This is a genomic window from Corynebacterium sp. Marseille-Q4381 (assembly GCF_036881695.1).
Lineage (GTDB): Bacteria > Actinomycetota > Actinomycetes > Mycobacteriales > Mycobacteriaceae > Corynebacterium.
Window position 1 is genome coordinate 164910 of record NZ_JBAJNR010000005.1, and the last position, 22851, is coordinate 187760.

The 22851-nt window shown below is 64.4% G+C and carries 22 protein-coding genes and 5 tRNA genes; 20 read left to right on the top strand and 7 right to left on the bottom strand.

The features are described from left to right. Window positions 1-4 precede the first annotated feature (4 nt). Window positions 5-1498, top strand: a complete 1494-nt coding sequence (gene purF, locus V6D40_RS05945; protein WP_334289445.1) for an amidophosphoribosyltransferase — start codon at window positions 5-7, stop codon at window positions 1496-1498. Between the two features lie 7 nt (window positions 1499-1505). Beyond that, window positions 1506-2579: a phosphoribosylformylglycinamidine cyclo-ligase gene (purM, locus tag V6D40_RS05950; protein WP_334289446.1), complete on the top strand. Its 1074-nt coding sequence runs from the start codon at window positions 1506-1508 to the stop codon at window positions 2577-2579. Window positions 2580-2634: 55 nt separating this feature from the next. Here the strand turns inward: purM and V6D40_RS05955 are convergent, their stop codons facing one another. Both V6D40_RS05955 and ygfZ read right to left on the bottom strand, forming a co-directional pair. Further along, window positions 2635-2856: a DUF3073 domain-containing protein gene (locus V6D40_RS05955; protein WP_334289447.1), complete on the bottom strand. Its 222-nt coding sequence runs from the start codon at window positions 2854-2856 to the stop codon at window positions 2635-2637. A 119-nt stretch (window positions 2857-2975) separates the two neighbouring features. Continuing rightward, window positions 2976-4016 (bottom strand): CAF17-like 4Fe-4S cluster assembly/insertion protein YgfZ, encoded by a 1041-nt coding sequence (gene ygfZ / locus V6D40_RS05960; RefSeq protein ID WP_334289448.1) that lies wholly within the window; start codon window positions 4014-4016, stop codon window positions 2976-2978. Window positions 4017-4048: 32 nt separating this feature from the next. Between ygfZ and V6D40_RS05965 the strand changes: the two genes are divergently transcribed. Further along, complete coding sequence (locus V6D40_RS05965; RefSeq protein ID WP_334289449.1) at window positions 4049-4948, top strand: aminodeoxychorismate lyase; 900 nt, start codon at window positions 4049-4051, stop codon at window positions 4946-4948. Here the strand turns inward: V6D40_RS05965 and V6D40_RS05970 are convergent. Further along, a complete protein-coding gene (locus V6D40_RS05970; RefSeq protein WP_334289450.1) occupies window positions 4945-5574 on the bottom strand; it encodes an FABP family protein in 630 nt (209 codons plus the stop codon). The genes V6D40_RS05965 and V6D40_RS05970 overlap by 4 nt on opposite strands. A gap of 24 nt (window positions 5575-5598) precedes the next feature. Here V6D40_RS05970 and mshD point away from each other — a divergent pair, with 24 nt between their 5' ends. The 5 genes from mshD to pstB all read left to right on the top strand — a co-directional run bounded on the left by mshD (window position 5599) and on the right by pstB (window position 10913). Continuing rightward, window positions 5599-6447, top strand: coding sequence for a mycothiol synthase (gene mshD / locus V6D40_RS05975; RefSeq protein WP_334289451.1), 849 nt, complete (start codon window positions 5599-5601; stop codon window positions 6445-6447). Window positions 6448-6644: 197 nt separating this feature from the next. Beyond that, entirely contained in the window at window positions 6645-7811 is a 1167-nt protein-coding gene (gene pstS / locus V6D40_RS05980) for a phosphate ABC transporter substrate-binding protein PstS (protein ID WP_334289452.1), read from the top strand. A gap of 184 nt (window positions 7812-7995) precedes the next feature. Continuing rightward, the gene (gene pstC / locus V6D40_RS05985) at window positions 7996-9090 is read left to right on the top strand and encodes a phosphate ABC transporter permease subunit PstC (RefSeq protein WP_334289453.1); all 1095 of its coding nucleotides are present in this window, start codon (window positions 7996-7998) and stop codon (window positions 9088-9090) included. An 18-nt stretch (window positions 9091-9108) separates the two neighbouring features. Continuing rightward, window positions 9109-10101, top strand: a complete 993-nt coding sequence (pstA, locus tag V6D40_RS05990) for a phosphate ABC transporter permease PstA (RefSeq protein ID WP_334289454.1) — start codon at window positions 9109-9111, stop codon at window positions 10099-10101. 38 nt (window positions 10102-10139) lie between these two features. Beyond that, window positions 10140-10913: a phosphate ABC transporter ATP-binding protein PstB gene (gene pstB, locus V6D40_RS05995; protein WP_334289455.1), complete on the top strand. Its 774-nt coding sequence runs from the start codon at window positions 10140-10142 to the stop codon at window positions 10911-10913. Between the two features lie 48 nt (window positions 10914-10961). Here the strand turns inward: pstB and V6D40_RS06000 are convergent, their stop codons facing one another. Beyond that, window positions 10962-11621, bottom strand: a complete 660-nt coding sequence (locus V6D40_RS06000) for a phosphate signaling complex PhoU family protein (RefSeq protein WP_334289456.1) — start codon at window positions 11619-11621, stop codon at window positions 10962-10964. Continuing rightward, entirely contained in the window at window positions 11611-12771 is a 1161-nt protein-coding gene (gene dusB / locus V6D40_RS06005; RefSeq protein WP_334289457.1) for a tRNA dihydrouridine synthase DusB, read from the bottom strand. Before dusB ends, V6D40_RS06000 begins: the two co-directional genes overlap by 11 nt. Window positions 12772-12929: 158 nt before the next feature. Here dusB and V6D40_RS06010 point away from each other — a divergent pair, with 158 nt between their 5' ends. The 10 genes from V6D40_RS06010 to V6D40_RS06055 all read left to right on the top strand — a co-directional run bounded on the left by V6D40_RS06010 (window position 12930) and on the right by V6D40_RS06055 (window position 18491). Continuing rightward, window positions 12930-14441 (top strand): acetyl-CoA hydrolase/transferase family protein, encoded by a 1512-nt coding sequence (locus V6D40_RS06010; protein ID WP_334289458.1) that lies wholly within the window; start codon window positions 12930-12932, stop codon window positions 14439-14441. 83 nt (window positions 14442-14524) lie between these two features. Further along, window positions 14525-14597 (top strand) — tRNA-Lys (locus tag V6D40_RS06015). A gap of 157 nt (window positions 14598-14754) precedes the next feature. Continuing rightward, window positions 14755-16458 carry an alpha-keto acid decarboxylase family protein gene (locus V6D40_RS06020; protein ID WP_334289459.1) on the top strand — a complete coding sequence of 568 codons (1704 nt, stop codon included), beginning with the start codon at window positions 14755-14757 and terminating at the stop codon, window positions 16456-16458. A 41-nt stretch (window positions 16459-16499) separates the two neighbouring features. Next, window positions 16500-17234: a zinc transporter ZupT gene (gene zupT / locus V6D40_RS06025; RefSeq protein WP_334289460.1), complete on the top strand. Its 735-nt coding sequence runs from the start codon at window positions 16500-16502 to the stop codon at window positions 17232-17234. Window positions 17235-17302: 68 nt separating this feature from the next. Beyond that, a tRNA-Glu gene (locus V6D40_RS06030) sits at window positions 17303-17375 on the top strand. Between the two features lies 1 nt (window position 17376). Next, a tRNA-Asp gene (locus V6D40_RS06035) sits at window positions 17377-17450 on the top strand. A 52-nt stretch (window positions 17451-17502) separates the two neighbouring features. Further along, the gene (locus V6D40_RS06040; RefSeq protein WP_442891898.1) at window positions 17503-17859 is read left to right on the top strand and encodes an ATP-binding cassette domain-containing protein; all 357 of its coding nucleotides are present in this window, start codon (window positions 17503-17505) and stop codon (window positions 17857-17859) included. A gap of 107 nt (window positions 17860-17966) precedes the next feature. Further along, window positions 17967-18040, top strand: a tRNA-Asp gene (locus tag V6D40_RS06045). 25 nt (window positions 18041-18065) lie between these two features. Then, window positions 18066-18138 (top strand) — tRNA-Phe (locus V6D40_RS06050). A 77-nt stretch (window positions 18139-18215) separates the two neighbouring features. Next, a complete protein-coding gene (locus V6D40_RS06055; RefSeq protein WP_334289461.1) occupies window positions 18216-18491 on the top strand; it encodes a GNAT family N-acetyltransferase in 276 nt (91 codons plus the stop codon). Between the two features lie 25 nt (window positions 18492-18516). On the opposite strand, the gene epsC is transcribed toward V6D40_RS06055, so the two are convergent. Both epsC and cysK read right to left on the bottom strand, forming a co-directional pair. Continuing rightward, the gene (gene epsC / locus V6D40_RS06060; protein WP_334289462.1) at window positions 18517-19116 is read right to left on the bottom strand and encodes a serine O-acetyltransferase EpsC; all 600 of its coding nucleotides are present in this window, start codon (window positions 19114-19116) and stop codon (window positions 18517-18519) included. Between the two features lie 85 nt (window positions 19117-19201). Next, window positions 19202-20137 carry a cysteine synthase A gene (gene cysK / locus V6D40_RS06065; protein ID WP_334289463.1) on the bottom strand — a complete coding sequence of 312 codons (936 nt, stop codon included), beginning with the start codon at window positions 20135-20137 and terminating at the stop codon, window positions 19202-19204. Between the two features lie 225 nt (window positions 20138-20362). Between cysK and ramA the strand changes: the two genes are divergently transcribed. Beyond that, window positions 20363-21205: an acetate metabolism transcriptional regulator RamA gene (gene ramA, locus V6D40_RS06070; protein ID WP_334289471.1), complete on the top strand. Its 843-nt coding sequence runs from the start codon at window positions 20363-20365 to the stop codon at window positions 21203-21205. A gap of 26 nt (window positions 21206-21231) precedes the next feature. Next, window positions 21232-22509: a UDP-N-acetylglucosamine 1-carboxyvinyltransferase gene (gene murA, locus V6D40_RS06075; RefSeq protein ID WP_334289464.1), complete on the top strand. Its 1278-nt coding sequence runs from the start codon at window positions 21232-21234 to the stop codon at window positions 22507-22509. Window positions 22510-22851 lie beyond the last annotated feature (342 nt).

Genomic DNA, 22851 nt, shown 5'->3' on the forward strand with positions numbered 1-22851 from the left:
GGGTGTGCATGACCTAGTCAATCAGGGTGCAAATCAGCAAAACGATGAGCCGCGCGAGGAGTGCGGCGTCTTCGGCGTGTGGGCGCCGAAGGAAGACGTGTCGAAGCTGACCTACTTCGGCCTCTTCGCGCTGCAGCACCGCGGGCAAGAGGGTGCCGGCATCGCCGTCGGCGACAAGGAAAACATCGTGGTGTTTAAAGACACCGGCCTGGTAAGCCAGGTGTTCGACGAGTCGGCGCTGGACGCTTTGCAGGGAGATGTGGCCATCGGCCACACCCGCTACTCCACAGCCGGGGGCAACTCGTGGGACAACGTGCAGCCGATGTTCCGCACCTCGCCGAACGGCACCGACGTGGCCCTCGCCCACAACGGCAACCTGGTCAACTACATGGAGCTGCAGCACGAGGCGATTGCCAAGAAGCTCATCCCGGCCGCTGGGGTCAAGGGCCAGGGGTCGAGCTCGGATACGGCAGTTGTTTCGGCGCTGCTCGCCGATCTAATCACCGAAGAGCATTCGCTTATCGACGCCTGCCGGGAACTCCTTCCGCGCATCCGCGGCGCTTTCTGCTTCATGATCACCGACGGCCACACCCTCTACGCCGCCCGCGATCCCCACGGCGTGCGCCCGCTTTCCCTGGGCCGCCTCGACGGGGGCTGGGTCGTGGCGTCTGAGACCTGCGCCCTCGACATCGTGGGCGCGTCCTTTGTACGCGACATCGAGCCGGGCGAGCTCATCTGGATCGACGAAACGGGTGTGCATTCCGAGCGCTTCGCCGAGACGCCGAAGGCGCACTGCGTTTTCGAGTACGTCTACGTCGCCCGCCCGGATTCGGTGATCGAGGGCAAGTCCGTCAACGCCGCCCGCATTGAGATCGGGCGCAGGCTGGCAAAGGTCCGCCCGGTTGAGGCGGACTTGGTGATGCCGGTGCCGGAATCGGGCACCCCGGCCGCCATCGGTTACGCCGAGGAGTCCGGGATCCCCTTCAAACAGGGCATGATGAAAAACGCGTACGTGGGCCGCACCTTCATCCAGCCCTCGGACACGCTGCGTCAGCTGGGACTGCGCCTGAAGCTCAACCCCGTGCGCGAGGTCATTGAGGGCAAGAAGCTGGTCGTGGTGGACGACTCTATCGTGCGCGGCAACACTCAGCGCAAGCTGATCCGCATGCTGCGCGAGGCGGGTGCCGCCGAGGTGCACGTGCGCATCGCGTCGCCGCCGGTGAAGTGGCCCTGCTTCTACGGTATTGACTTCGCCAGCCCCGGCGAACTGATCGCCAACCACGGCAAGGCCGGCACCGATGCGGAAGTAGCCGAATCCATCCGCACGATGATCGGCGCCGACTCGCTCGCCTTCGTCCCGATCGACGACATGGTGGAGGCGACTACCCAGCCGGCGGAAAACTTGTGCGCGGCCTGCTTCACCGGCGACTATCCTTTGGGCCTGCCGGACGGCAACCCCAACGCAGACCTTGTCCGACGCATCCAGAAAGGTGCATAGAGCCTCCATGACCACTCCTGAGAACCAACACCCCGTCTCGTACGAGGCTGCCGGCGTGTCCATCGAGGCCGGCGACAAAGCAGTAGAGCTCTTCGCGCCGCACGCCAAGCGCGCCACCCGCCCGGAGGTCCGCGGCGGACTTGGCGGCTTTGCCGGCCTGTTCGCGCTGGGTAAGTACAAGGAGCCGCTGCTCGCCGCCGGTTCGGATGGCGTGGGTACCAAGCTTGCCGTGGCGCAGGCCATGGACAAGCACGACACCATCGGCATCGACCTGGTCGCGATGTGCGTCGACGACCTCGTCGTGTGCGGCGCGGAGCCGCTGTTCCTGCAGGATTACATCGCCATCGGCAAGGTTGTGCCGGAGAAGGTCGCGGAGATCGTGTCCGGCATCGCTGAGGGCTGTGTGCGCGCCGGTTGCGCGCTGCTCGGCGGCGAAACGGCAGAGCACCCCGGTGTGATGGACGCCGACGAGTACGACGTTTCCGCGACCGCCGTCGGCGTGGTCGAGGCAGATGAGCTGCTCGGCCCGCACCGCGTGCGCGAGGGTGACACGGTCATCGCGATGGCGTCGTCTGGCCTGCACTCCAACGGCTACTCGCTCGCCCGCCACGTGCTGCTGGAGCGCGCCGGCCTGCCGCTCGACGGGCACATCGAGGAGCTGGGGCGCTCGCTCGGCGAGGAGCTGCTCGAGCCCACCCGCATCTACGCGCTGGACTGCCTCGAGCTTGCCGCCGAGTGCGAGGTGCGCACGTTTTGCCACGTTACTGGCGGTGGACTCGCCGGCAACATGGAACGCGTCATCCCTGAAGGTCTGGTCGCCGACATGCACCGCACGTCCTGGACGCCGAGCCAGATCTTCCGCACCATCCGCTCGATCGGCCAGGTGCCGGACGCGGAGATGGAGAAGACCTTCAACATGGGTGTGGGTATGGTCGCGATCGTCGCTCCCGAGGACCGCGACCGCGCGCTTGCGATCTTGGCGGCGCGCCACATTGACAGCTGGGTGCTCGGCGAGGTGCGCGCGGCCGCTGAGGGCGAAACTGCCCGCGCGGTGCTGACCGGCTCTCACCCGCAGTACTAGCAAAGGAGCGCACCCCGGCCGGGGTGCGCTCCTTTATTGCTTTGGTGGTGAGATCCTAGCGGGCGACTCGGTGATCCTCGCCGTCCTCGTCATCCCAGGCGCCGTAGTTTGCGTACTCGTCGTACTGGGAATCCACCTCGTCCTCGTCGTCCCATCCGGCTGCCGGTGCTTGACCCGCAAGCTCCCGCTGCAGCGAATCGAGATCCATTTCCGGAGAGTTGTACTTGAGCTGGCGAGCGACCTTGGTCTGCTTTGCTTTGGCGCGTCCGCGACCCATGGCGTGACCCCCTTGAGGTGGTATTATTCGATACGTTTTTGTCCTGCCAGACATAATAGCGGGTAGGGCAAAAAAATTCCCTTCCGGCCCCCGAGCTGCGCCGACGCCGCAAACCTGCGTTACCGGCCTCGCAGCGCGTCCACCGCCCGGCGCCCGGCGCGTTCGCCCTCGTCGGTGGGCAGCGAGTCGGGGTCCACGCGCGCTGCGGTGCCGTCGACGTCCAGATCCACCGCGGTGGCCGAACCGTCGCCGAGCGCAGAGCGCTTCACCAGCGCCAGCGCGATGGGGCCGTAGTCAACGTCGTGGACCACGGTGCCAAGGCGGCCCACAGCGCGGCCGTTCAACGTAACCGGTGCGCCCGGCTCCGGCTGGGTGGGCGAGGAGCCGTCAAGTTGCAGTGTGACCAGAAGGCGGGGGGAGCGGCCGAGGTTCTCCACGCGCGCGACCGTCTCTTGGCCCCGGTAGCAACCCTTGTTCAGGTGGACGGCGGCTGGTTCGGCGCCGCGGGCGATGAAGCGAGGCACCTCGTGGGGAATTGCCTTGGCGTCTAAGTCGCGGTGGATTTCCGGCTCGACGGCGCGCACGCGGGCGGCCTCGTACGCCATGAGGCCGGCGATGTCGAAACCGGCAGAGGTGAAGATTGAGGGGGAGGGAGAGGGGATGAGAGCGTCGGTAAGCAGCAATGCCCCGAACGCCGAAGTGCGGATGGCGGCGGCCTCCGGAAGTTCGGGAGCGCTACCGCGGGGGCTGAGGACGGAAACGAGCTGCAGGTCGGAGTCCTCGATGGTGACGTCGGACCAGAACACCATGCGGCGCACGTAGTCGGTGAAGGATTCGTGCTGCTCGGAGGGCATGTCCAGGTAGAACGTGGTGCCGTCGTACATCACGCCGACGTGGTGCAGGATGCGGCCTTGGGCGTCCAGGTCGAGCGCGAAGCCGCCGAAACTGGCGGGCGCGTCGTCGAGCTTCTGCGTGAGCAGGTTGTTCAGGAACGTGGGCGCGTCGGGGCCGGAAACCTCCACCACGCGCCGGTGCGACCGGTCGATCACAGCCGGTGTGGTGGCGAGGCGCCGCTGCTCCGCGAGCGGGTCGCCGTAATGGAGGGCAACGCCAGTTTCGGGGTCGGGGACAGCGCCGGGGAGATCGAGAAATTCAGACACGATGCCCGATCTTAAGGGCATAATGGGATGCTATGTCGCTGCTGCCTCCGGAACCCGTGATTTACCTGGTAGAGCCGTTCGGCGGTTCGATTCGGCGGCAGAACCCCAACATGCCGCACGTGTATTGGGACGATGCGGCGGTCACCCGCGGCGACGGTGTGTTCGAAACCATCCTCGTGCGCGGTGGCGAGGCCCGGAACCTGGGCAAACACGTCGAGCGGTTCCAGCGTTCCGCGCGCGCCCTAGCGCTGCCGGAACCGGACGCGGAGCATTGGATCCGCGCGACGACAGAAGCGGTGGCGGACTACTGCCGCGAGCACGCGGGCGCCCAGGCGCAAGAAGATATTGAGGCAAAGTGCGTGTGGACGTTGACCCGCGGGCGCGAGACCACAGGGGTCGCGTCGGCGTGGCTGACGGTGCGGCCGATCCCAGAGGACGTGCTTGCGCAGCGCGAGCGCGGCGTCAAGGTGGTGACTACACCGCGCGCGTTCGCGCCGAACTCGGATGTCCAGTGGGCCGGGGCGGAGGCGAAGACGCTGAACTACGCGGCGAACATGGCGGCGCTGCGGTGGGCGAAAACCCAGGGCGCGGACGACGTGATTTACGTGGAAGCGGATACCGGTCGCGTGCTCGAGGGCGCCACCAGCACGGTGCTCATGGTGAAAAAGGGCCAGCGGATGCGCACGCCGAAACCCGAGGCCGGCGTGCTTCGCGGCACCACCCAAGCCGCGGTGTTCGAGGACGCGGTCAAGCTCGGCTGGAAGTGCCGCGAGAAGGACATCTACGTCAACGAACTGGCAAAGGCCGAGTCCGTGTGGCTGGTCAGCTCCACGCGCATCTGCGCGCAGGTGACGCACTTAGACGGCGTGAAGCTTGCCAAACCCGGCAACGAGGCGGAGATCCGCGAGCTCATTGCCGGCGCGCTGCGCTAGCCGGCGACGCGCTTGAGCTCGGCGGACATGTATGGCACCAGCTCGCCGTCCACCACGCGCTCGTCCACCCAGCCGAGGTTGTTGTTCGGCATCAGGCCGTAAAGGCGCTTGCCCGGGCCGTGGTCGACCGGGCCGCGCTCAGTTGCGATGGTGGAGGCGGATTCCAGCTGCCAGGCGCGCTCGTTGAGCAGGCTGCCGTAGAGCACCTCCACCAAGCCGCGGGAGTTGGTCAAGGTGACTTCGATCTCGTCCTTCTCGGAGATGCGCCAGAAACCCACCTCGCGCTGGTCGGCCCCGGTGGATTCGCCTTCCTCGTTCAGGCGCCACTGGCGGGATTCAAAGCGCAGGTAATTTCCGCCGTCGTGGGAAATCACCAGCTGCTGGCCGAAGGCGTACTCCTCGCCGTGGTCGTTGGCCTCGCCGGTGCCCTGCCAGACGCCGACAAGGGGGAGGAGGGCTAACAGGCCGTCGTGAAGCGAGGGCCCCTGGCGCAGGTTTGCTGTGTCGTCCTCGAGCGGAAAGCCCTCGAACCCCAACCCCGGGATGTTCTTGTCGGCGGTGTGCTTCGACTGCTCGGCTGCGAGGTTGACCGCAGCGGAACCATCTAACTTTTCGTTTTCAGTCATAGCAACCAAGGGTAGCCTGGCTGCATGGATCACATGGAGATCGTCCAAGCCGCCGAGGCGCACGACGGTGTCGCGCCGCTGTCAGAGCAGTTCCTGCGGGGATTGACCGATGAAAGCCTCGGCCACAAACGCTACGAGGTGGAAGGCGGGTTTGCGGCGGTTGCGCCTGACGGAGCGGTGGAGCTGGTGGTGCACCCGGGCCACCGGCGGAAAGGCCGCGGGAGGGAGCTCATTTCGCTTGTCGACGATCCCTTGAACCCCATCCACCACACCTTTTGGGCCCACGGCAATCTTCCCGCCGCGCAGCAAACCGCCGCGGCGCTCGGAATGCAGCCCACCCGCGAACTGCTCGTGATGTCGGCCACCGCTGACGAACTCGATGCGGCTGGCGCACTCGACGCGCAGCTGCCGGAGGGGTTTGAGGCGCTCAATCTTGTCCAGGCAGCCGCGCGCTACGGCGAAGATGCGGTGCTAGATAGCTGGCTCGAGGTAAACAACGACGCGTTTTCCTGGCACCCCGAGCAGGGCGGGTGGGACCGCGCGCGGCTCGACCGCGGGATGGATACGGAATGGTTCGACGCGGAAGGGGTCTGGTTCCTCTACAAGGGTGACGATCTCGCCGGATTCCACTGGACAAAGCGGCACCCAGATGAAACGGGTGAGGTGTATGTGGTTGGTTTAGCCTCGGCGTGTCGGGGGGAGGGCTTGGGGGTACCCCTGCTCCAGATGGGGTTGAAGCACCTCGTCGAGCGCGGATCCTCGCAGGTCATCCTCTATGTGGAGGCCGATAACGCACCTGCCGTCAAGCGGTACCGTGAGACGGGGTTCACAGTTGCCGAATCGCACGTGGTGTATGAATTTCCCATGATCTAGCTGGGAGTTTGGGGTCTGGGACGAGAATTCACTGATTGTTTACCTTCATTTACACCGGAGGTTAACCAGCGGCACGTAGCTTTATCAGCCGTGAGTAATCGGAGTTGATTTGCGCCTGCATCCAGCAGGTGGATTTCCAGCCCGAAGGACGGGCCGATTCTCTTCCATTGATCTACAAAGACCGGAAAGGTTACCCCGTGATCCGCAACATCAAGCGCACTGCCGCAATCGCCGGCGTCGTTGCAGTTTCCTCCGCTTCCCTCGTTGCATGTGGCGACTCCAACGACACCACCGCAACTGACACCGCGACCTCCACCGATGTCGCGACCGAGACCGCTGCTTCCGCAACCGAGACCGCTGGTACCGACGCAGCTGCTGCTCCGGCTGGTGACTACGAGCTGACCGGCCAGACCGGCACCCTCGTTGCTGAGGGCGCTTCGTCCCAGCAGAACGCAATGGACTACTTCGGTGCTGTGTACGCCGAGCAGGTTCCGGGCGCAAACCTGGCCTACAACCCGTCCGGTTCTGGCGCTGGCCAGAAGAACTTCATCGCGAACCAGGCTGTCTTCGCCGGTTCTGACTCCCCGCTGAAGGACGACCAGGTCCAGGCTGCCGCTGACCGCTGCGGCGGCAACGAGGCATGGCACCTGCCGTTCGTCATCGGCCCGGTTGCTATCGCTTACAACATCGACGGTGTTGACGAGCTGAACCTGACCGTTGACAACATCGTCGACATCTTCCAGGGCACCATCACCAATTGGAACGACCCGGCTATCGCTGAGTCCAACCCGGGTGCAACCCTGCCGGATCTGCCGATCCAGGTCTTCTTCCGCTCCGACGAGTCCGGCACCTCCGACAACTTCCAGAAGTTCCTCGCCGCCGCTTCCGACGGCAAGTGGACCGGCGAGGGCAAGGCCTTCCCGGCTGAGGTTGGTACCGGTGCTAACGGCTCCACCGGCGTTGCCGAGGAGGTCAAGGCTACCAACGGTGCTATCACCTACGTCGAGGCTGGCTTCGCGGACAAGAAGGCCAACATCGACTTCGGCAACGGCCCGGTCGAGCTCAACGCGGACACCGTGGGCAAGGCTCTGGACAACCTGGAGTTCAAGACCACCGGCCACAACATGGTCGTTGACTCCAGCGCACTGTTCGCTTCCAACGAGGCTGACTCCTACCCGCTGGTTCTGACCACCTACGAGATCGTCTGCTCCGCCGGCTACGACGAGGCGACCTCCAACATGGTCAAGGACTTCCTGAACGTTGCTCTGGACCACCAGGACGACGAGCTGGCTGACGAGGGCTTCATCCCGGTTTCCGGCGCTCACGCTGAGCGACTGCGCGAGGCCATCAACGCTATCCAGTAAGGCATTTTCAAAGCCTTCCGCCCAATAACGCGTGGGACGACTAGCACCTGACGCGGTTGGCGAGTGCGCCCCCCACTGACATTCGTCTTTCGGGGGGCGCACCTGTGCGGGGATGCGATTTCTGCGCCGCGCGCACACCACCTTTTCTCCATCACGATCCTTATATGCGAAGGAAAAGCGAACCATGGCTGACAATGACATGCCAGCAACTGGTCACGATGGCCGCGGCGCAGGCCCGGCGACGCAGACTGATCCAGTAGTGCAGCACTCGACCGGAAGCCCGGTCCAAAATGGCCAAGATCAGGCGACCACCGGCACCCCGATTGCCGACGAGGCGAACACCACCGCTGGTGTGAAGCGCCCGGGCGACCGCGTCTTCGAATTTCTCTCCACCGTCTCCGCCGCGCTGATCACCGTGCTGGTGGCGGCCGTCGGTATCTTCCTCCTCCTCCAGGCAATCCCGCCGCTCGCCCGCAACGAGAACGGACTTCTCGGCTTCTTCACCTACGGCGGGCCGTGGAGCACCGCTGACCTGGAGAACATGAAGTTCGGTATCCCGAACCTGTTCTTCTCCACGATCACCATCTCCCTGATCGCCCTGATCATCGCGATGCCGATCGCGCTCGGCATTGCCCTGTTCCTTTCCAACTACGCGCCGAAGTCTCTGGTTCGCCCGCTCGGCACCTTGGTGGACATGCTGGCCGCCGTCCCGTCAATCGTCTTCGGTCTCTGGGGCGCTCAGGTGCTCGGGCCGAAGCTGGGCAAGTTTTACAACTGGCTCCACAGCTGGGCCGGCGACTTCTTCCTGTTCGCTACCTACCAGAACTCGCCGCCGTTCTCCACGGCCCGCAACATGCTCACCGGCGGCATCGTGCTCGCCATCATGATCCTGCCGATCATCGCCGCCACCGCGCGCGAGGTCTTCGTGCAGACCCCTCCGGGCCAGATCGAGTCCGCGCTGGCGCTGGGCGCCACCCGCTGGGAAGTCATCCGTATGACCGTGATCCCGTTCGGCTGGTCCGGCTTTATCGCCGGCGCGATGCTCGGCCTCGGCCGCGCGCTCGGTGAGACCATGGCGCTCTACATGGTCGTCGCCCCGGCCAACGACTACCGCGGTTCCCTGTTCGACGGCGGCACCACCTTCGCAACCGCGATCGCGAACGCCGCCGCGGAGTTCAACAACCCGATCAGTGCCGGCGCCTACATCGCTGCTGGTCTGGTGCTGTTCGTCCTTACGTTCATCGTCAACTCGATCGCCCGCGCGATTGTGAACAAGTAGGCAGGAGGAGCAAACATAATGTCTACCGCTATTCCGACTCACGGTTCCGGTTCCGACTCCGGCTCCTCCAAGGTCACCACGACCACCACCGCTGACACCGCTGTAGCCACCGGCGGGCGGGAGGGCAACGGTGCCCCGTTCGTTGACATCGCCGGCAGCCGCAAGACCACGAACACCCTCATGGGTGGGTTGATGTGGCTCTGCATGATCCTCGCCCTCATCCCGCTGCTGTGGGTCCTCATCACCGTGGTCTCCAACGGCTGGCGCGCCGTGGTCGACCCGTCCTGGTGGACCGAGGACATGGTCGGCGTCCGCGCCTCCAAGGAGGGCGGCGGCGCGGCCCACGCCATCGTGGGTACCCTGCTGCAGACCTTCGTCGCGTCCCTGTTCTCCATCCCGATCGGTATCTTCACCGCGATCTACCTGGTGGAGTACTCCAACGGCAACCGCCTGGGCAAGCTGACCACCTTCATGGTGGACATCCTCTCCGGTGTCCCGTCGATCGTCTCCGCACTGTTCATCTACGCCCTGTGGATCACCATCCTGGGCCAGCAGCGCTCCGGCTTCGCCGTGTCGCTGTCGCTGATTCTGCTCATGATCCCGGTTGTGGTCCGCAACACCGAGGAGATGCTGCGCGTCGTGCCAATGGATCTGCGCGAAGCCACCTACGCCCTGGGCGTGCCGAAGTGGAAGACCATCGCACGCATCGTGCTGCCGACCGCCCTGTCCGGCATCATCACTGGCATCATGCTGGCCGTCGCCCGCGTGATGGGTGAGTCCGCGCCGGTGCTGATCCTCGTGGGCTCCAACCCGGCCATGAACTGGAACCACATGTTCAACCAGCCGCAGTCTTCGCTGCCGCTGTTCATGCTCGACATGTGGAAGACCGGCGCCACCGGCCCGGCGAACGACCGCCTGTGGGGCGCAGCCCTGACCCTGGTGATCATCGTTGTCGCTCTGAACCTGCTCGCGCGCTTCATCGCCGCGAAGTACTCGGTGAAGAAGAAGTAACCCGCCGTATCCCCCCTTAACCAACAGGAGAAATACTGATGTCCAAGCTCTCTCTCAACGACGTCAACATTTACTACGGCGACTTCCACGCCGTGCAGAACGTGAACATGGAGATCCCGGCCCAGGCTGTGACCGCGTTCATCGGCCCGTCCGGCTGCGGCAAGTCCACCGTGCTGCGCACTCTGAACCGCATGCACGAGGTCATCCCCGGCGCGTCCGTCAAGGGCGAGATCCTGCTCGACGGCAACAACATCTACGGCAAGAACGTCGACCCGGTGGCAGTGCGCAACACCATCGGCATGGTGTTCCAGAAGGCGAACCCGTTCCCGACGATGTCGATTGCTGAGAACGTGGTCGCCGGCCTGACCCTGCAGGGCGTGAAGGACAAGAAGAAGCTCGCCGAGATCACCGAGCAGTCCCTGCGCGGCGCGAACCTCTGGGACGAGGTCAAGGACCGTCTGGACAAGCCGGGCGGCGGCCTCTCCGGTGGTCAGCAGCAGCGCCTCTGCATCGCCCGCGCAATCGCAGTGCGCCCGGAGGTCCTGCTTATGGACGAGCCGTGCTCCGCTCTCGACCCGATCTCGACCCTGGCAGTGGAGGACCTCATCCACGAGCTGAAGGAGGAGTACACCATTGTCATCGTGACGCACAACATGCAGCAGGCTGCCCGCGTGTCCGACAAGACTGCCTTCTTCTCCCTCGAGGCAACCGGTAAGCCCGGCAAGCTGGTGGAGTTCAACGACACCACCACGATCTTCGAGAACCCGGACCAGAAGGAGACCGAGGACTACATCGCTGGTCGCTTCGGCTAGAGCATTTGCTTGACGACGGCACCGTTTCCCACCTCGGGGCGGTGCCGTTTAGCGTTCCCCGGTTATGAACACGACTTGCTGACCGATGGCCACGCAGTGGTCGGCAAAGCGCTCGTAGTAGCGGGCGATCAGCGCGGTTTCCACTGCCTCGCACGCGGTGTGGGCCCAGGCTTTGTCTTTGGCCAGCGCAGCGAGCTTGCTCGCCGCCTCGTCCACCGGCTCGTCGGCGGCGTCGAGTTCGCGCGCCGCATCCGCATCAGGTTCCCGGAGGAACTCCGCGGTCAGCGCCGCCATCTCGTCGACGGCCTCGGCCATGGCCGCGATCTCGGTGCGCACGTCCTCGGGCACCGCGTAATCGGGATAGTGTTGCCGCGAGATTTTGGCCACCAGCTTGGCCAAGTTAGCCATTCGCACGAGGTGGTCTTCGATGCGGATGTAGGCCATAACGCGGCGCAGCTCCGAAGCAACGGGGGCCTGCAGCGCCAGAAGCTCAAGCGCGCGGGCCTCGCACTGGCGCTGGGTGTCCACCACGGCGTCGGAGTTGCTGATTGCTGTCTCCGCAGCCTCCAAATCAATCTCCAAAAGCGCGAGCGACGCCGTGGCCATGCCAGAGCGGGCCTGCTCGCACATGGAGACGATGTCGTCGGTGTACCCGGCGAGAAGGGCGCGGTACTGCCCGCGCAGCTCGGTGCGTGTGTCAGCCGCCATTGTTCTCAATCTCCGCGCCTTCTGGCACCGTCGCATCTTCCGGGTCGTCGAGCCAGCCCTCGGGCAGTGCGATCTTGGAGGCCGAGCCCTGCCGGCCCCGCGCGTCGTCCGCGTGGTCGGCCAGCGCATCCGAGTCCATGATCGGCGCGAGGCGCCCACTCAGCTCAGACAGCGACGTGACCTGCGCCAGTTCCCTGCGGAACTCGCCGCCGACGGGGAAGCCCCGCAGGTACCACCCGGTGTGCTTGCGGATGTCGCGGCAGGCGTGCGACTCGCCGTCGTGAAGCGCAAGAAGCTCCGCGTGGCGGTAGATGATGCGCGCAACCTTGCCGAGCGTCGGCTCGGGCGGAATGTCCTCGCCGCGGAGCTGGGCGCCGAGCTGCGCGAAGAGCCACGGGCGGCCGAGGCAGCCGCGGCCGACCTCCACACCGTGGCATCCGGTGAGCTCCATCATCTTCGCGGCGTCGTCGGCGGCGAAAATGTCGCCGTTGCCGATCACCGGAACACCGCTTCCGTCCATGTGCTCCACAAGGCGCGCGATCTCGTCCCAGTGAGCCTCGCCCGAGTAACGCTGCGCGCCCGTGCGGGCGTGCAGGGCCACCGCAGCTGCGCCGGCGGCTGCTGCAATGCGCCCCGCGTCAAGGTGGGTGTGGTGGTCGTCGTCAATGCCGATGCGGAACTTCACTGTGATCGGAATGCCCGACCCCTCGGCCGCGCGTACCGCCGCGTCCACGATGTTGCCGTAGAGGCGCCGCTTGTACGGGATGGCGCAGCCACCGCCCTTGCGGGTGACCTTCGGCACCGGGCAGCCGAAGTTCATGTCCACATGGTCGGCGATGTCTTCCTCGACGATCATGCGCACCGCGTCGTACGTGAACTTCGGGTCGACGGTGTAGAGCTGCATCGACCGCGGGCGCTCAACCTCGGCGAAGGTGGTCATGTGCAGCGTCTTCTGGTTGCGCGCCACCATGGCGCGGGCCGTGATCATCTCGCAGATGTAGAGGCCGGACGCGGTGCCGGTGAGCTCTTCCTCGATCTCGCGGCACAACACGCGGAACGGCATGTTGGTCACCCCGGCCATGGGCGCGAGGATGACGGGGGAGTCGAGCTCGATGCCCCCGATGCGCAGCGCGGTGGTGGTTACAGTCATAGGCCCTCATTGTTCCCGCAGGCGGCGTTTCAGTCCAATCACACTTTCGGGGGTGGCCTGCGGGGCTTGACCGCGGTGCTTGGAACAACCTCCCCCGCAGAAATGCAAGATAGGTCACAATAGTCTGGCACTGTAACCCGGAACGAAAAGAGGGATCCATGAGCGAGCGCATCGCAAACGCCAAACTCCGCGACAAGGTCATGACCGCGCAGGAGGCTGCTCAGTTCATCGACCACGGCGCGAAGATCGGCATGTCCGGCTTCACCGGCGCCGGCTACCCCAAGGCCATGCCGGCCGCTATCGCCGAACGCGCGAACGAGGCCCACGGCAAGGGCCAAGATTTCTCCATCGACCTTTACACTGGCGCATCCACCGCGCCGGAATGCGACGGCGTGTTGGCCGAGGTTGGCGCGCTGCGCTACCGCATGCCGTACCAGTCCGACCCGACCATGCGCAACAAGATCAACGCCGGCGAGATGAAGTTCCAGGACATCCACCTGTCGCACTCCGGCATGATGGTGGAGCAGGGCTTCTTCGGCGATATCGACTTTGCCATCGTCGAGGCTGTCCGCATCACCGAGGACGGCAACATTGTCCCGTCGTCGTCCGTGGGCAACTCCGTGGAGTTCCTCAACGCCGCGAAGAAGATCATCATCGAGGTCAACTCCTGGCAGTCCGAGGATCTCGAAGGCATGCACGATATCTGGACCGTGCCGCCGCTGCCGAACCGCATTCCGATCCCGATCACCAAGTGCGGCGACCGCATCGGCACCACCTACATCGAGATCGACCCGGAGAAGGTCGTCGCGGTGATCGAGACCAACGACCCGGACCGCAACGCTCCGTTCAAGGCGCCGGATGCCATCTCCGAGCAGATCGCCGGCAACTTCCTCGACTTCCTCGAAAACGAAGTGAAGTTTGGCCGCCTCAGCTACGACGGCTACGTCATGCAGTCCGGCGTGGGCAACGTCCCGAACGCCGTGATGGCGGGTCTGATGGATTCCAAGTTTGAGAACATCCAGGCCTACACCGAGGTCATCCAGGACGGCATGGTCGACCTGATTGACGCGGGCAAGATGACCGTGGCGTCGGCAACCTCGTTCTCCCTGTCACCGGAGTACGCCGAGAAGATGAACAACGAGGCAGCCCGCTACCGCGAGTCCATCATCCTGCGCCCGCAGACGATCTCGAACCACCCGGAGGTTATCCGCCGCGTCGGCTTGATCGCCTCCAACGGCATGATCGAAGCGGACATCTACGGCAACGCCAACTCCACCCACATCAACGGCTCCCGCCTGATGAACGCCCTCGGCGGCTCCGGCGACTTCACTCGCAACGCCTACATCTCCTCGTTCATCTCCCCGTCGGTGGCCAAGGACGGCGCGATCTCCGCCATCGTGCCGATGGTCTCCCACGTGGACCACACCGAGCACGACGCGATGGTCTTCATCACCGAGTACGGTGTCGCCGACCTGCGCGGCCTGGCCCCGCGCGACCGCGTGGCCAAGATGATCTCGATCGCGCACCCGTCCTACCGCCCGCTGCTGGAGGAGTACGTCGAGCTCGCTTCCAAGTGCAAGTACCAGGCAACGCCGCACGACCTGCGCCACGCCTTCGACTTCCACACCCGCATCGAAGAGACCGGCACGATGCAGAAGAGCGGGTCGTAGAACGCATCGCTTCTCCCGCGGGTTAATAGCGCCTCGCCCCGATTACCAGCAGCGGGGCGCTACCGGCTACCATTGAGACGCACGGGCCTTTAGCTCAGTTGGTAGAGCTACGGACTTTTAATCCGCAGGTCCCGGGTTCGAGCCCCGGAGGGCCCACGCACGCAACCCCGTCGCTTACCGCGGCGGGGTTTTGTGGTCGATGCCACACTTCGTGCTGGAAGTGGGGAAGAAATCATGCTACCTAAACCGGATGGTCTCTACGATTGGTGGTCGGCGCAGGAAGCGCCGCAAGAACGCACCGAGAGAGGTACCTATGACCACCACCGTCGGCCACTACCTGGCCACGCGCCTTGAGCAGATCGGCCTGAAGCACTACTTCCAGGTTCCGGGAGACTACAACCTGCAGCTCCTAGATGAGCTGCTAAAGAACGAGAACCTGACCATGATCAGCTGCACGAACGAGCTGAACTCCGCTTACGCCGCCGAGGGCTACGCGCGCGCGAACGGCGCGTCCGCGTGTGTGATCACGTTTAACGTCGGCGCGTTCTCCGCCCTGAACGGCGTTGCCGGCGCCTACGCTGAGCGCCTACCGATGATCTTCGTCTCTGCCGGTTACAACACAAACGACGAAGCCTCGGGACGATTCCTGCACCACACCATCGGCGAAACGGACTACTCCTACCAGGAGGAAATGTTCCGCCCGATCACGTGCAAGACTGTGCGCATCCTGTCCGCAGAGGAAGCGCCGAGCAAGATTGACGACGCGATTGCCGCGGCACTGCGCGAGTCGAAGCCGTGCTATATCGAGATCGCATCCAACCTCGCCGATGCTGAGTGTCCCGACCCGCAGCCGGTCGAGTTCCCACGCGCCTGGGAGTGCACCTACTCGCACGAGGCGATGGACAAGGCAACGACCGACGTGGCCGAAAAGCTGAACGCCGCCGCCAACCCGGTCCTCTTGGCTGGCCCGCATCTGCGCCCTTACGGCGCCATCGACGCGTTCCAAAAGCTCGCCGAGGCGCTGGGCTGCGCGGTTGCGGTGCAGCCAAACGCGAAGAGCTTCTTCCCGGAGGACCACCCGCAGTTCATCGGTCACTACCTGGGCAACGCGTCCGCACCGGGCGTGGAGGCGATCGTTGATATGTCCGACTGCGTTCTGGCGGCAGGCCCAATGTTCACCGACTACTCCACGGTCGGCTGGACCACCTCCGTCCCATCAGATGAGGGCTACATCGCTGTCACCGAGCAAGGTGTGGTTACCCCGGACTCGGAGTACACGCGCCTGCCCATCGCGGCGTTTCTGCGCGAGCTGGCGGCCAAGGTTGAGTGCAACGACTCGTCGTTGACGCAGCACAACCGTGATGACATCACTGGCGAGGCTGCGGCCTACGAGCCGTTGGCAGACCACGCGCAGCTCACCCGCGCGGAGATGGTGCACCAGATTAACGAGCTGTTGGTCACTGACTCCACGCTGTTCGTCGAGACCGGCGACTCCTGGTTTAACGGCATGCACATGCACCTGCCCCACGATGCGGGCTTCGAGATCGAGATGCAGTGGGGCGCTATCGGTTGGTCCGTGCCGTCCTCGCACGGCTACGCCGTGGCGCGCGGCAACGAGCACCACACGATCCTGATGGTCGGTGACGGCTCCTTCCAGCTCACCGCCCAAGAGGTATGCAACATGATCCGCTACGAGGACAACATCACGGTGATTGTGGTCAACAACAAGGGCTACGTGATCGAGTCGGCTCTGCACGAGGGCCCGTACAACTACTACAAGAACTGGGACTACCCGGCTCTCATCGATGCGTTCAACGCCGAGGATGGCCAGGGCATCGGCATCACCGCCACCACTGCGGGGCAGTTCCGCGACGCGCTGAACGTCGCACGCCAGCACACCGACCGCCCAGTGCTGATCGAGGCGCAAATCGAACACGACGACATGACCCAGGATCTGGTGAAGTGGGGCAAGCCGGTCTCCGGTGCTATCGGCCGCCCACCGGCTGACGCTCAGTAACAACGCTGACGCGTTAAGGCTACGGCGGTATCCTTGCCCGCATGGATGTCGCCGTTGCTTTCGGGATGACGTTGCTCGCCGGCCTGGCCACGGGCGTCGGCGGGTTATACGTCGCGTTGAAACGCACGCCCTCTGACCGCTTCCTTGCGGGGAGTTTAGGGTTCTCGGCGGGGGTGATGCTGTACATCTCGCTTGTGGAGCTGCTGGGGGAGGGCGTGGCGTCGATAAGCGAGGGCTCCTCCCACGCCGAGCTGAAGGTAACCGTGGCCTTTTTCGCCGGCATGGCGGCGATTGCTTTGATCGACCGGCTGGTGCCCGGTGGTACCGGGATGCGCCGCGTGGGGGTGGTGACGGCGCTCGCGATCGCGGTTCACAACTTCCCCGAAGGCATTGCCACGTTTGTTTCCGCGCTAGCGGATCCGGTGATGGCGGTGCCGATCGCGGCGGCGATCGCGATTCACAACATCCCCGAGGGCATTGCGGTTGCCGTGCCGCTTCGTGAGGCCACCGGTTCGAAGTGGAAGGCAGCGGGTTGGGCGACGTTGTCGGGGCTTGCGGAGCCGCTCGGTGCGGCACTGGGCTACCTGCTGTTGCGTCCGGTGATGGGGCCGCAGACGCTCGGGTACGCATTTGCTGCGATTGCAGGGGTGATGGTGTTCGTGAGCGTCGATAAGCTGCTGCCCACTGCGCTTGCGACGGACCGCCATGAAGAAGCGGTGTACGGCGCGGTCGGTGGCATGGCCGTGATGGCCGCAAGCTTGCTGCTGCTGGGGTAAGCACGCTCGCCTGCCTATTTGGTGGGGGCCGAGGCCGTGATCTATGATCAACAAGCTGTCTTTTCAGCGCCCCCATCGTCTAGAGGCCTAGGACTCCGCCCTTTCACGGCGGCAACACGGGTTCGAATCCCGTTGGGGGTACGGCCCTGTGGCGCAGTTGGTTAGCGCGCCGCCCTGTCACGGCGGAGGTCGCGGGTTCAAGTCCCGTCAGGGTCGCTCTTAGCTCGAGGTTCTCCTCGAGCTTTTCGTTTTGTGGTGACGGGCGCGAGTGAGAACAACCACGCTGTCCGGCGGCGAACGGCAGCGCCTTAAGCTGGCCGCAAGTCTGAAGAAGCCGGCCTCTACCTACCTGCTGGACGAGCCCACCAACGGCCTTCGCCTCACGGACACGGCGCGGTTGCTGGCCTTGTTCGACCGGCTTGTGGACGGCGGTGCGTCGGTCATCGTTGTCGAGCACAACCTCGCGCTGGTTTCGCGAGCCGACTACGTCATCGACCTCGGCCCGGGCGCGGGATCAGCCGGCGGGCACGTTGTGGCTGCGGGGACGGTGCGCGAACTTGTGGATAATTACAAGGGGACCGGGTCTGAAACGGGACGCTATCTGTCCGTGCTTGCACACAATTGATGTACCCCTTTACCAGCCGATTTGTGGTGGAGGTGACGCGCTGTGTAATCTTTCAACTCGTGCAAGCGACAGCGTGAAAGCGCGGGAGCGAGTACAGAAATGCATATGGCCCTGTGGCGCAGTTGGTTAGCGCGCCGCCCTGTCACGGCGGAGGTCGCGGGTTCAAGTCCCGTCAGGGTCGCAGAACAGCTTGCGAAAGCCGTTCTGGCTAGATAGCTCAGTCGGTAGAGCACACGCCTGAAAAGTGTGGGGTCGCCAGTTCGATCCTGGCTCTAGCCACAGCATGAAAGGTAGCCCCTTCGCTTCGATGAAAGCGGAGGGGCTACTGCTTTGCGACGCCCGCGTACACTATCCCCATGCAATACGAGCTTTCACGTAACGACACCGCCCAGCAGTATGAGTTGACGATCGGCGGCGAAGTAGCCGGCTACGCGTCGTTCCAGGAGCGCGGGGACGTGCTCGTGCTTCCCCACACGGTGGTTGAGCCGCAGTTCCGGGGCCAGGGCCTGTCGAAGCCGCTGATTCAGTACGCTCTCGACGACGCGCGAGACCGCGGCCTGAAGGTCGTCCCGGCGTGCTCAGCGGTGGCCGGGTTCATCGACGCCACCCCGGAGTACCGCGACCTGGTGTAGCCCGCCGCGGCGCGGCCGCGGCCCGTTAGATGATGTAGCTGCCCGGGTCGACGTAGTTGTCCGGGTCCACCAGCCGGACGTGCTCGCCGGACTTGCGCGGGCGCACTTTCGCGGGAATGCCCACCGCGATCGAGTTTTCCGGCACGTCCTTGGTCACCACGGCGTTGGCGCCTACGGCGGAGCCGGCGCCGATTGTGATTGGGCCCAGCACCTTCGCGCCCGCGCCGATGGTGACGTTGTCCCCGATGGTTGGGTGGCGCTTGGTCTGCGTGAGCACCTGCCCTCCTAGTGTGACGCCGTGGTAGAGCATCACCCCGTCGCCAATCTCTGCCGTCTCGCCGATCACAATGCCCATGCCGTGGTCAATGAAAAAACGCCGGCCGATGGTTGCGCCCGGGTGAATTTCAATGCCGGTGAGGAACCGGTTGATCTGCGCGAGGATGCGCGCCGGGCCTTTCCACCCGCGACCCCACATGCTGTGGCAGATGCGGTGGATCCAGATCGCGTGGAGACCCGAATAAACGATCGCGTTCTCCACGTTTCCGCGCGCGGCGGGGTCGTGGTCGCGGGCGTTCGCAAGATCTTCGCGGATGGTGGAAGCCACTTTTGAGATCACCGAAAGCATGGTTGGCACCTTACTAAAACGAGCCCCCGGCAAACCGGGGGCTCGAGAGTTTTATGCGCGGGGTTGTGCGCCGCGGCGTTGCGGACTAGTCGCGGATGTCCTCGTAGAGGACGGTGGAAACGTAGCGCTCACCGAAGTCGGGGATGATGACCACGATGGTCTTGCCCTCGTTCTCCGGGCGCTCAGCCAGCTCGAGAGCGGCCTTGACGTTCGCGCCAGCAGAGATGCCGCCGAGGACGGCGTCCTTCACAGCAAGCTCGCGGGACGTCGCGACCGCGTCCTCGTTGGAAACGGCGATGATCTCGTCCACGATGGAGCGGTCGAGGGTTCCCGGCACGAAGTTAGCGCCCAGGCCCTGGATCTTGTGCGGGCCAGCCTCGCCCTTGGACAGCAGCGGGGAAGCGGCCGGCTCGACGGCGACGGCCTTGACGTCGGACTTCTGCTCCTTCAGGTACTTGCCTGCGCCGGAGATGGTGCCGCCGGTGCCGACACCGGCTACGAGGATGTCAACCTGGCCGTCGGTGTCGTTCCAGATCTCCGGGCCGGTGGTGGTGTAGTGGATGCGCGGGTTGGCCTCGTTCTCGAACTGGCGGGCCAAGATAGCGCCCTCGTTCTCGGCGACGATCTCGTTGGCCTTCTCCACGGCGCCCTTCATGCCGGCGGCGCCCGGAGTCAACACGATCTCCGCACCGAACGCGCGCAGCAGCACGCGGCGCTCGGTGGACATGGTCTCCGGCATGGTCAGGATGACCTTGTAGCCCTTCGCCGCGCCCGCGAGCGCGAGGGCGATACCGGTGTTGCCGGAGGTGGCCTCGACGATGGTGCCGCCCGGCTTCAGCTCGCCGGACGCCTCTGCGGCCTCGACGATGGCCTTACCGATGCGGTCCTTCACCGAGTTCGCCGGGTTGTAGAACTCGAGCTTGGCCAGCACGCGGGCCTTCGAGTTCTCGGTGATGCCGTGCAGCTCCACCAGCGGGGTGCCACCGATGAGCTCGAGGACATTGTTTGCGATCTTCGCCATGTTTCGCTCCTTGTGAGGATCGTTAGTTTCAGGACTGCAGGCGACTATACACCCGACGAATAGACAATGCGGTTTTAGCAAAAAAGACAGAGCGGTCTAAGGGGCTTTCGCTTATCGACGCCCTCCCCCCACCCACACCCGCACTCCCCGACAAAACGCAAGTACGGGACACGGGAGGTGAAGTTTGGCTACCCCCGTTCACGGGTTATCATCATTGCCATGACTGTGGATGCTCAACGGGTCAAAGACGATGACGATTCGATCCGCGCAGCTCTCACCGCGCTAAAGACGGCCACCGGGATCCCCGTGGCCATGTACGGAACGCTGCTCGCGGATAACCGTCTGCAGATCACGCAGTGGATCGGTTTGCGCACGCCCGCGCTCCAGAACCTGATCATTGAGCAGGGTGCAGGCGTCGGCGGCCGCGTTATCACCACCCGCCGCGCGGTCGGTGTCTCCGACTACACCCGAGCCAACGTCATTTCCCACGAGTACGACAAGGCCATCCAGGATGAGGGCCTCCACTCCGTTGTTGCGGTGCCAGTCATTGTTCAGCGCGAGATCCGCGGTGTCCTGTACGTCGGTGTCCACTCGACCGTGCGCCTCGGCGACAAGGTGATCGAGGAGGTCACCCTCACCGCCCGCACCCTCGAGCAGGACCTCGCCGTCAACTCTGCGCTCCGCCGCCTCGACGGGGGCAAGGGTGCGGCCGCGAACAAAGGCCGCGTGATGAACAGCGCCGAGTGGGAGCAGGTTCGGGCAACCCACTCCAAACTGCGCATGCTGGCGAACCGCGTCGACGACCAAGACCTGCGCAAGGAGCTGGAGCACCTCTGTGACCAGATGGTCTCCCCGGTGCGCGTCAAGCAGTCCACGAAGCTTTCGGCCCGCGAGCTTGACGTGCTGTCCTGTGTCGCCCTTGGCCACACCAACGTGGAAGCTGCCGAGGAAATGGGCATCGGCCCGGAGACGGTGAAGTCCTACCTGCGCAGCGTCATGCGCAAGCTCGGCGCCCACACCCGCTACGAGGCGGTCAACGCCGCCCGCCGCATCGGCGCGCTGCCCTAGGAACCTGTTTGGGTACGGTGGGGGACGTGAAAGAACGATTTCTGGTCTCCGGCGGCACTCGGCTCGAAGGCGTGGTCAAGGTGGACGGCGCGAAGAACAGCGTGCTCAAGCTGATGGCGGCCTCGCTGCTTGCTGAAGGGACCACAACCCTCCACAACTGCCCCGAAATCCTCGACGTCCCACTCATGGGCCAGGTGCTCGAAGGTCTCGGTTGCGAAGTGGACATCAACGGCGCCACGGTGCGCATCACAACCCCCGCCACCGTTTCCCCAAACGCTGACTTTGAAGCGGTGCGCCAGTTCCGCGCTTCCGTGGCCGTGCTCGGCCCGCTGGTTGCGCGATGCAACGAAGCGCGAGTGGCGTTGCCAGGCGGCGACGCCATCGGCTCCCGTCCGCTGGATATGCACCAGACGGGGTTGGAGAAGCTCGGCGCAACCACCCGCATTGAACACGGCGCCGTCGTTGCCGAGGCAAAAGAGCTGCGCGGCGCAGCCATTAAGCTCGACTTCCCCTCAGTCGGCGCGACAGAAAACATCGTCACCGCGTCGGTGCTCGCGAACGGAACCACGGTGCTCGACAACGCCGCGCGTGAACCGGAAATCGTCGACCTCTGCGACATGCTCAACGCCATGGGCGCGCGCATCGACGGTGCCGGCACCTCCACCATCACAATCGAGGGCGTCGATTCGCTGCGTCCAGCGGAGCACACTGTCGTCGGCGACCGCATCGTAGCGGGGACTTGGGCCTACGCCGCCGCTATCACGCAGGGCGATATCACCGTCACCGGCATCGCCCCGCGCCACCTGCACTTGGCGCTGTCCAAGCTGAAACTCGCTGGTGCGAACGTGGAGACCTACGACAACGGCTTCCGTGTCCGGATGGACCAGCGCCCGAAGGCTGTGGACTACCAGACCCTGCCTTTCCCCGGTTTCCCGACAGATCTGCAGCCGATGGCGATCGCGATCTCCGCAATCGCGGAAGGTGTCTCTGTCATCACCGAGAACGTCTTCGAAGCGCGCTTCCGGTTTGTTGACGAGATGCTTCGCCTCGGTGCCGACGCCAACGTCGACGGGCACCACGTTGTCATCCGCGGTGTCGACAAGATGAGCTCCACTGACGTGTGGTCGTCCGACATCCGCGCCGGCGCAGGACTTGTCCTTGCGGGCCTCGTTGCGGAAGGGGAAACCGTGGTGCACGACGTCTACCACATCGACCGCGGCTACCCGGCGTTTGTTGAGCAGCTCACCGACCTAGGCGCCAACATCCAGCGCGTGGGTGGCCGGGGACGCCACGCTGCCGACTAACCGCTTTTAAGCACTTACGTTTAAATCGGAAAACCGTTTCTGTGCTGGGGGTTTGTGTTGTGTTGGTGTGGTGTGTAACTTAGTTCGAGTCAGCGAGACCGACAGCGCCCCGCGAGAGAGTGTGAATCTTCTTGTGGTGTGGCGATAAGAAAACGATCGTTTGGCGAAAATTTTTTACTGCTGCTTGCGCAACTGGCTGTGTTTGGTTGGTTGTGGGGTGTGCGTGTGTTGTTTGAGAACTCGATAGTGTGCCAATACTTTTTTGTTTGGTGTGATTGTTGTGCGTGTGCGCCATGATTTTTTGTTGTGGTGTGTGCCGGTGGCAGTGCTGCTTTTTCTTTG

Coding starts and splice junctions, on each gene's coding strand:
- purM (WP_334289446.1), top strand. CDS start 1,506: ATGACCACTCCTGAGAACCAACACCCCGTCTCGTACGAGGCTGCCGGC.
- V6D40_RS05955 (WP_334289447.1), bottom strand. CDS start 2,856: ATGGGTCGCGGACGCGCCAAAGCAAAGCAGACCAAGGTCGCTCGCCAG.
- V6D40_RS05965 (WP_334289449.1), top strand. CDS start 4,049: ATGTCGCTGCTGCCTCCGGAACCCGTGATTTACCTGGTAGAGCCGTTC.
- V6D40_RS05970 (WP_334289450.1), bottom strand. CDS start 5,574: ATGACTGAAAACGAAAAGTTAGATGGTTCCGCTGCGGTCAACCTCGCA.
- mshD (WP_334289451.1), top strand. CDS start 5,599: ATGGATCACATGGAGATCGTCCAAGCCGCCGAGGCGCACGACGGTGTC.
- pstC (WP_334289453.1), top strand. CDS start 7,996: ATGGCTGACAATGACATGCCAGCAACTGGTCACGATGGCCGCGGCGCA.
- pstA (WP_334289454.1), top strand. CDS start 9,109: ATGTCTACCGCTATTCCGACTCACGGTTCCGGTTCCGACTCCGGCTCC.
- pstB (WP_334289455.1), top strand. CDS start 10,140: ATGTCCAAGCTCTCTCTCAACGACGTCAACATTTACTACGGCGACTTC.
- V6D40_RS06000 (WP_334289456.1), bottom strand. CDS start 11,621: ATGGCGGCTGACACACGCACCGAGCTGCGCGGGCAGTACCGCGCCCTT.
- dusB (WP_334289457.1), bottom strand. CDS start 12,771: ATGACTGTAACCACCACCGCGCTGCGCATCGGGGGCATCGAGCTCGAC.
- V6D40_RS06010 (WP_334289458.1), top strand. CDS start 12,930: ATGAGCGAGCGCATCGCAAACGCCAAACTCCGCGACAAGGTCATGACC.
- V6D40_RS06020 (WP_334289459.1), top strand. CDS start 14,755: ATGACCACCACCGTCGGCCACTACCTGGCCACGCGCCTTGAGCAGATC.
- zupT (WP_334289460.1), top strand. CDS start 16,500: ATGGATGTCGCCGTTGCTTTCGGGATGACGTTGCTCGCCGGCCTGGCC.
- V6D40_RS06055 (WP_334289461.1), top strand. CDS start 18,216: ATGCAATACGAGCTTTCACGTAACGACACCGCCCAGCAGTATGAGTTG.
- epsC (WP_334289462.1), bottom strand. CDS start 19,116: ATGCTTTCGGTGATCTCAAAAGTGGCTTCCACCATCCGCGAAGATCTT.
- cysK (WP_334289463.1), bottom strand. CDS start 20,137: ATGGCGAAGATCGCAAACAATGTCCTCGAGCTCATCGGTGGCACCCCG.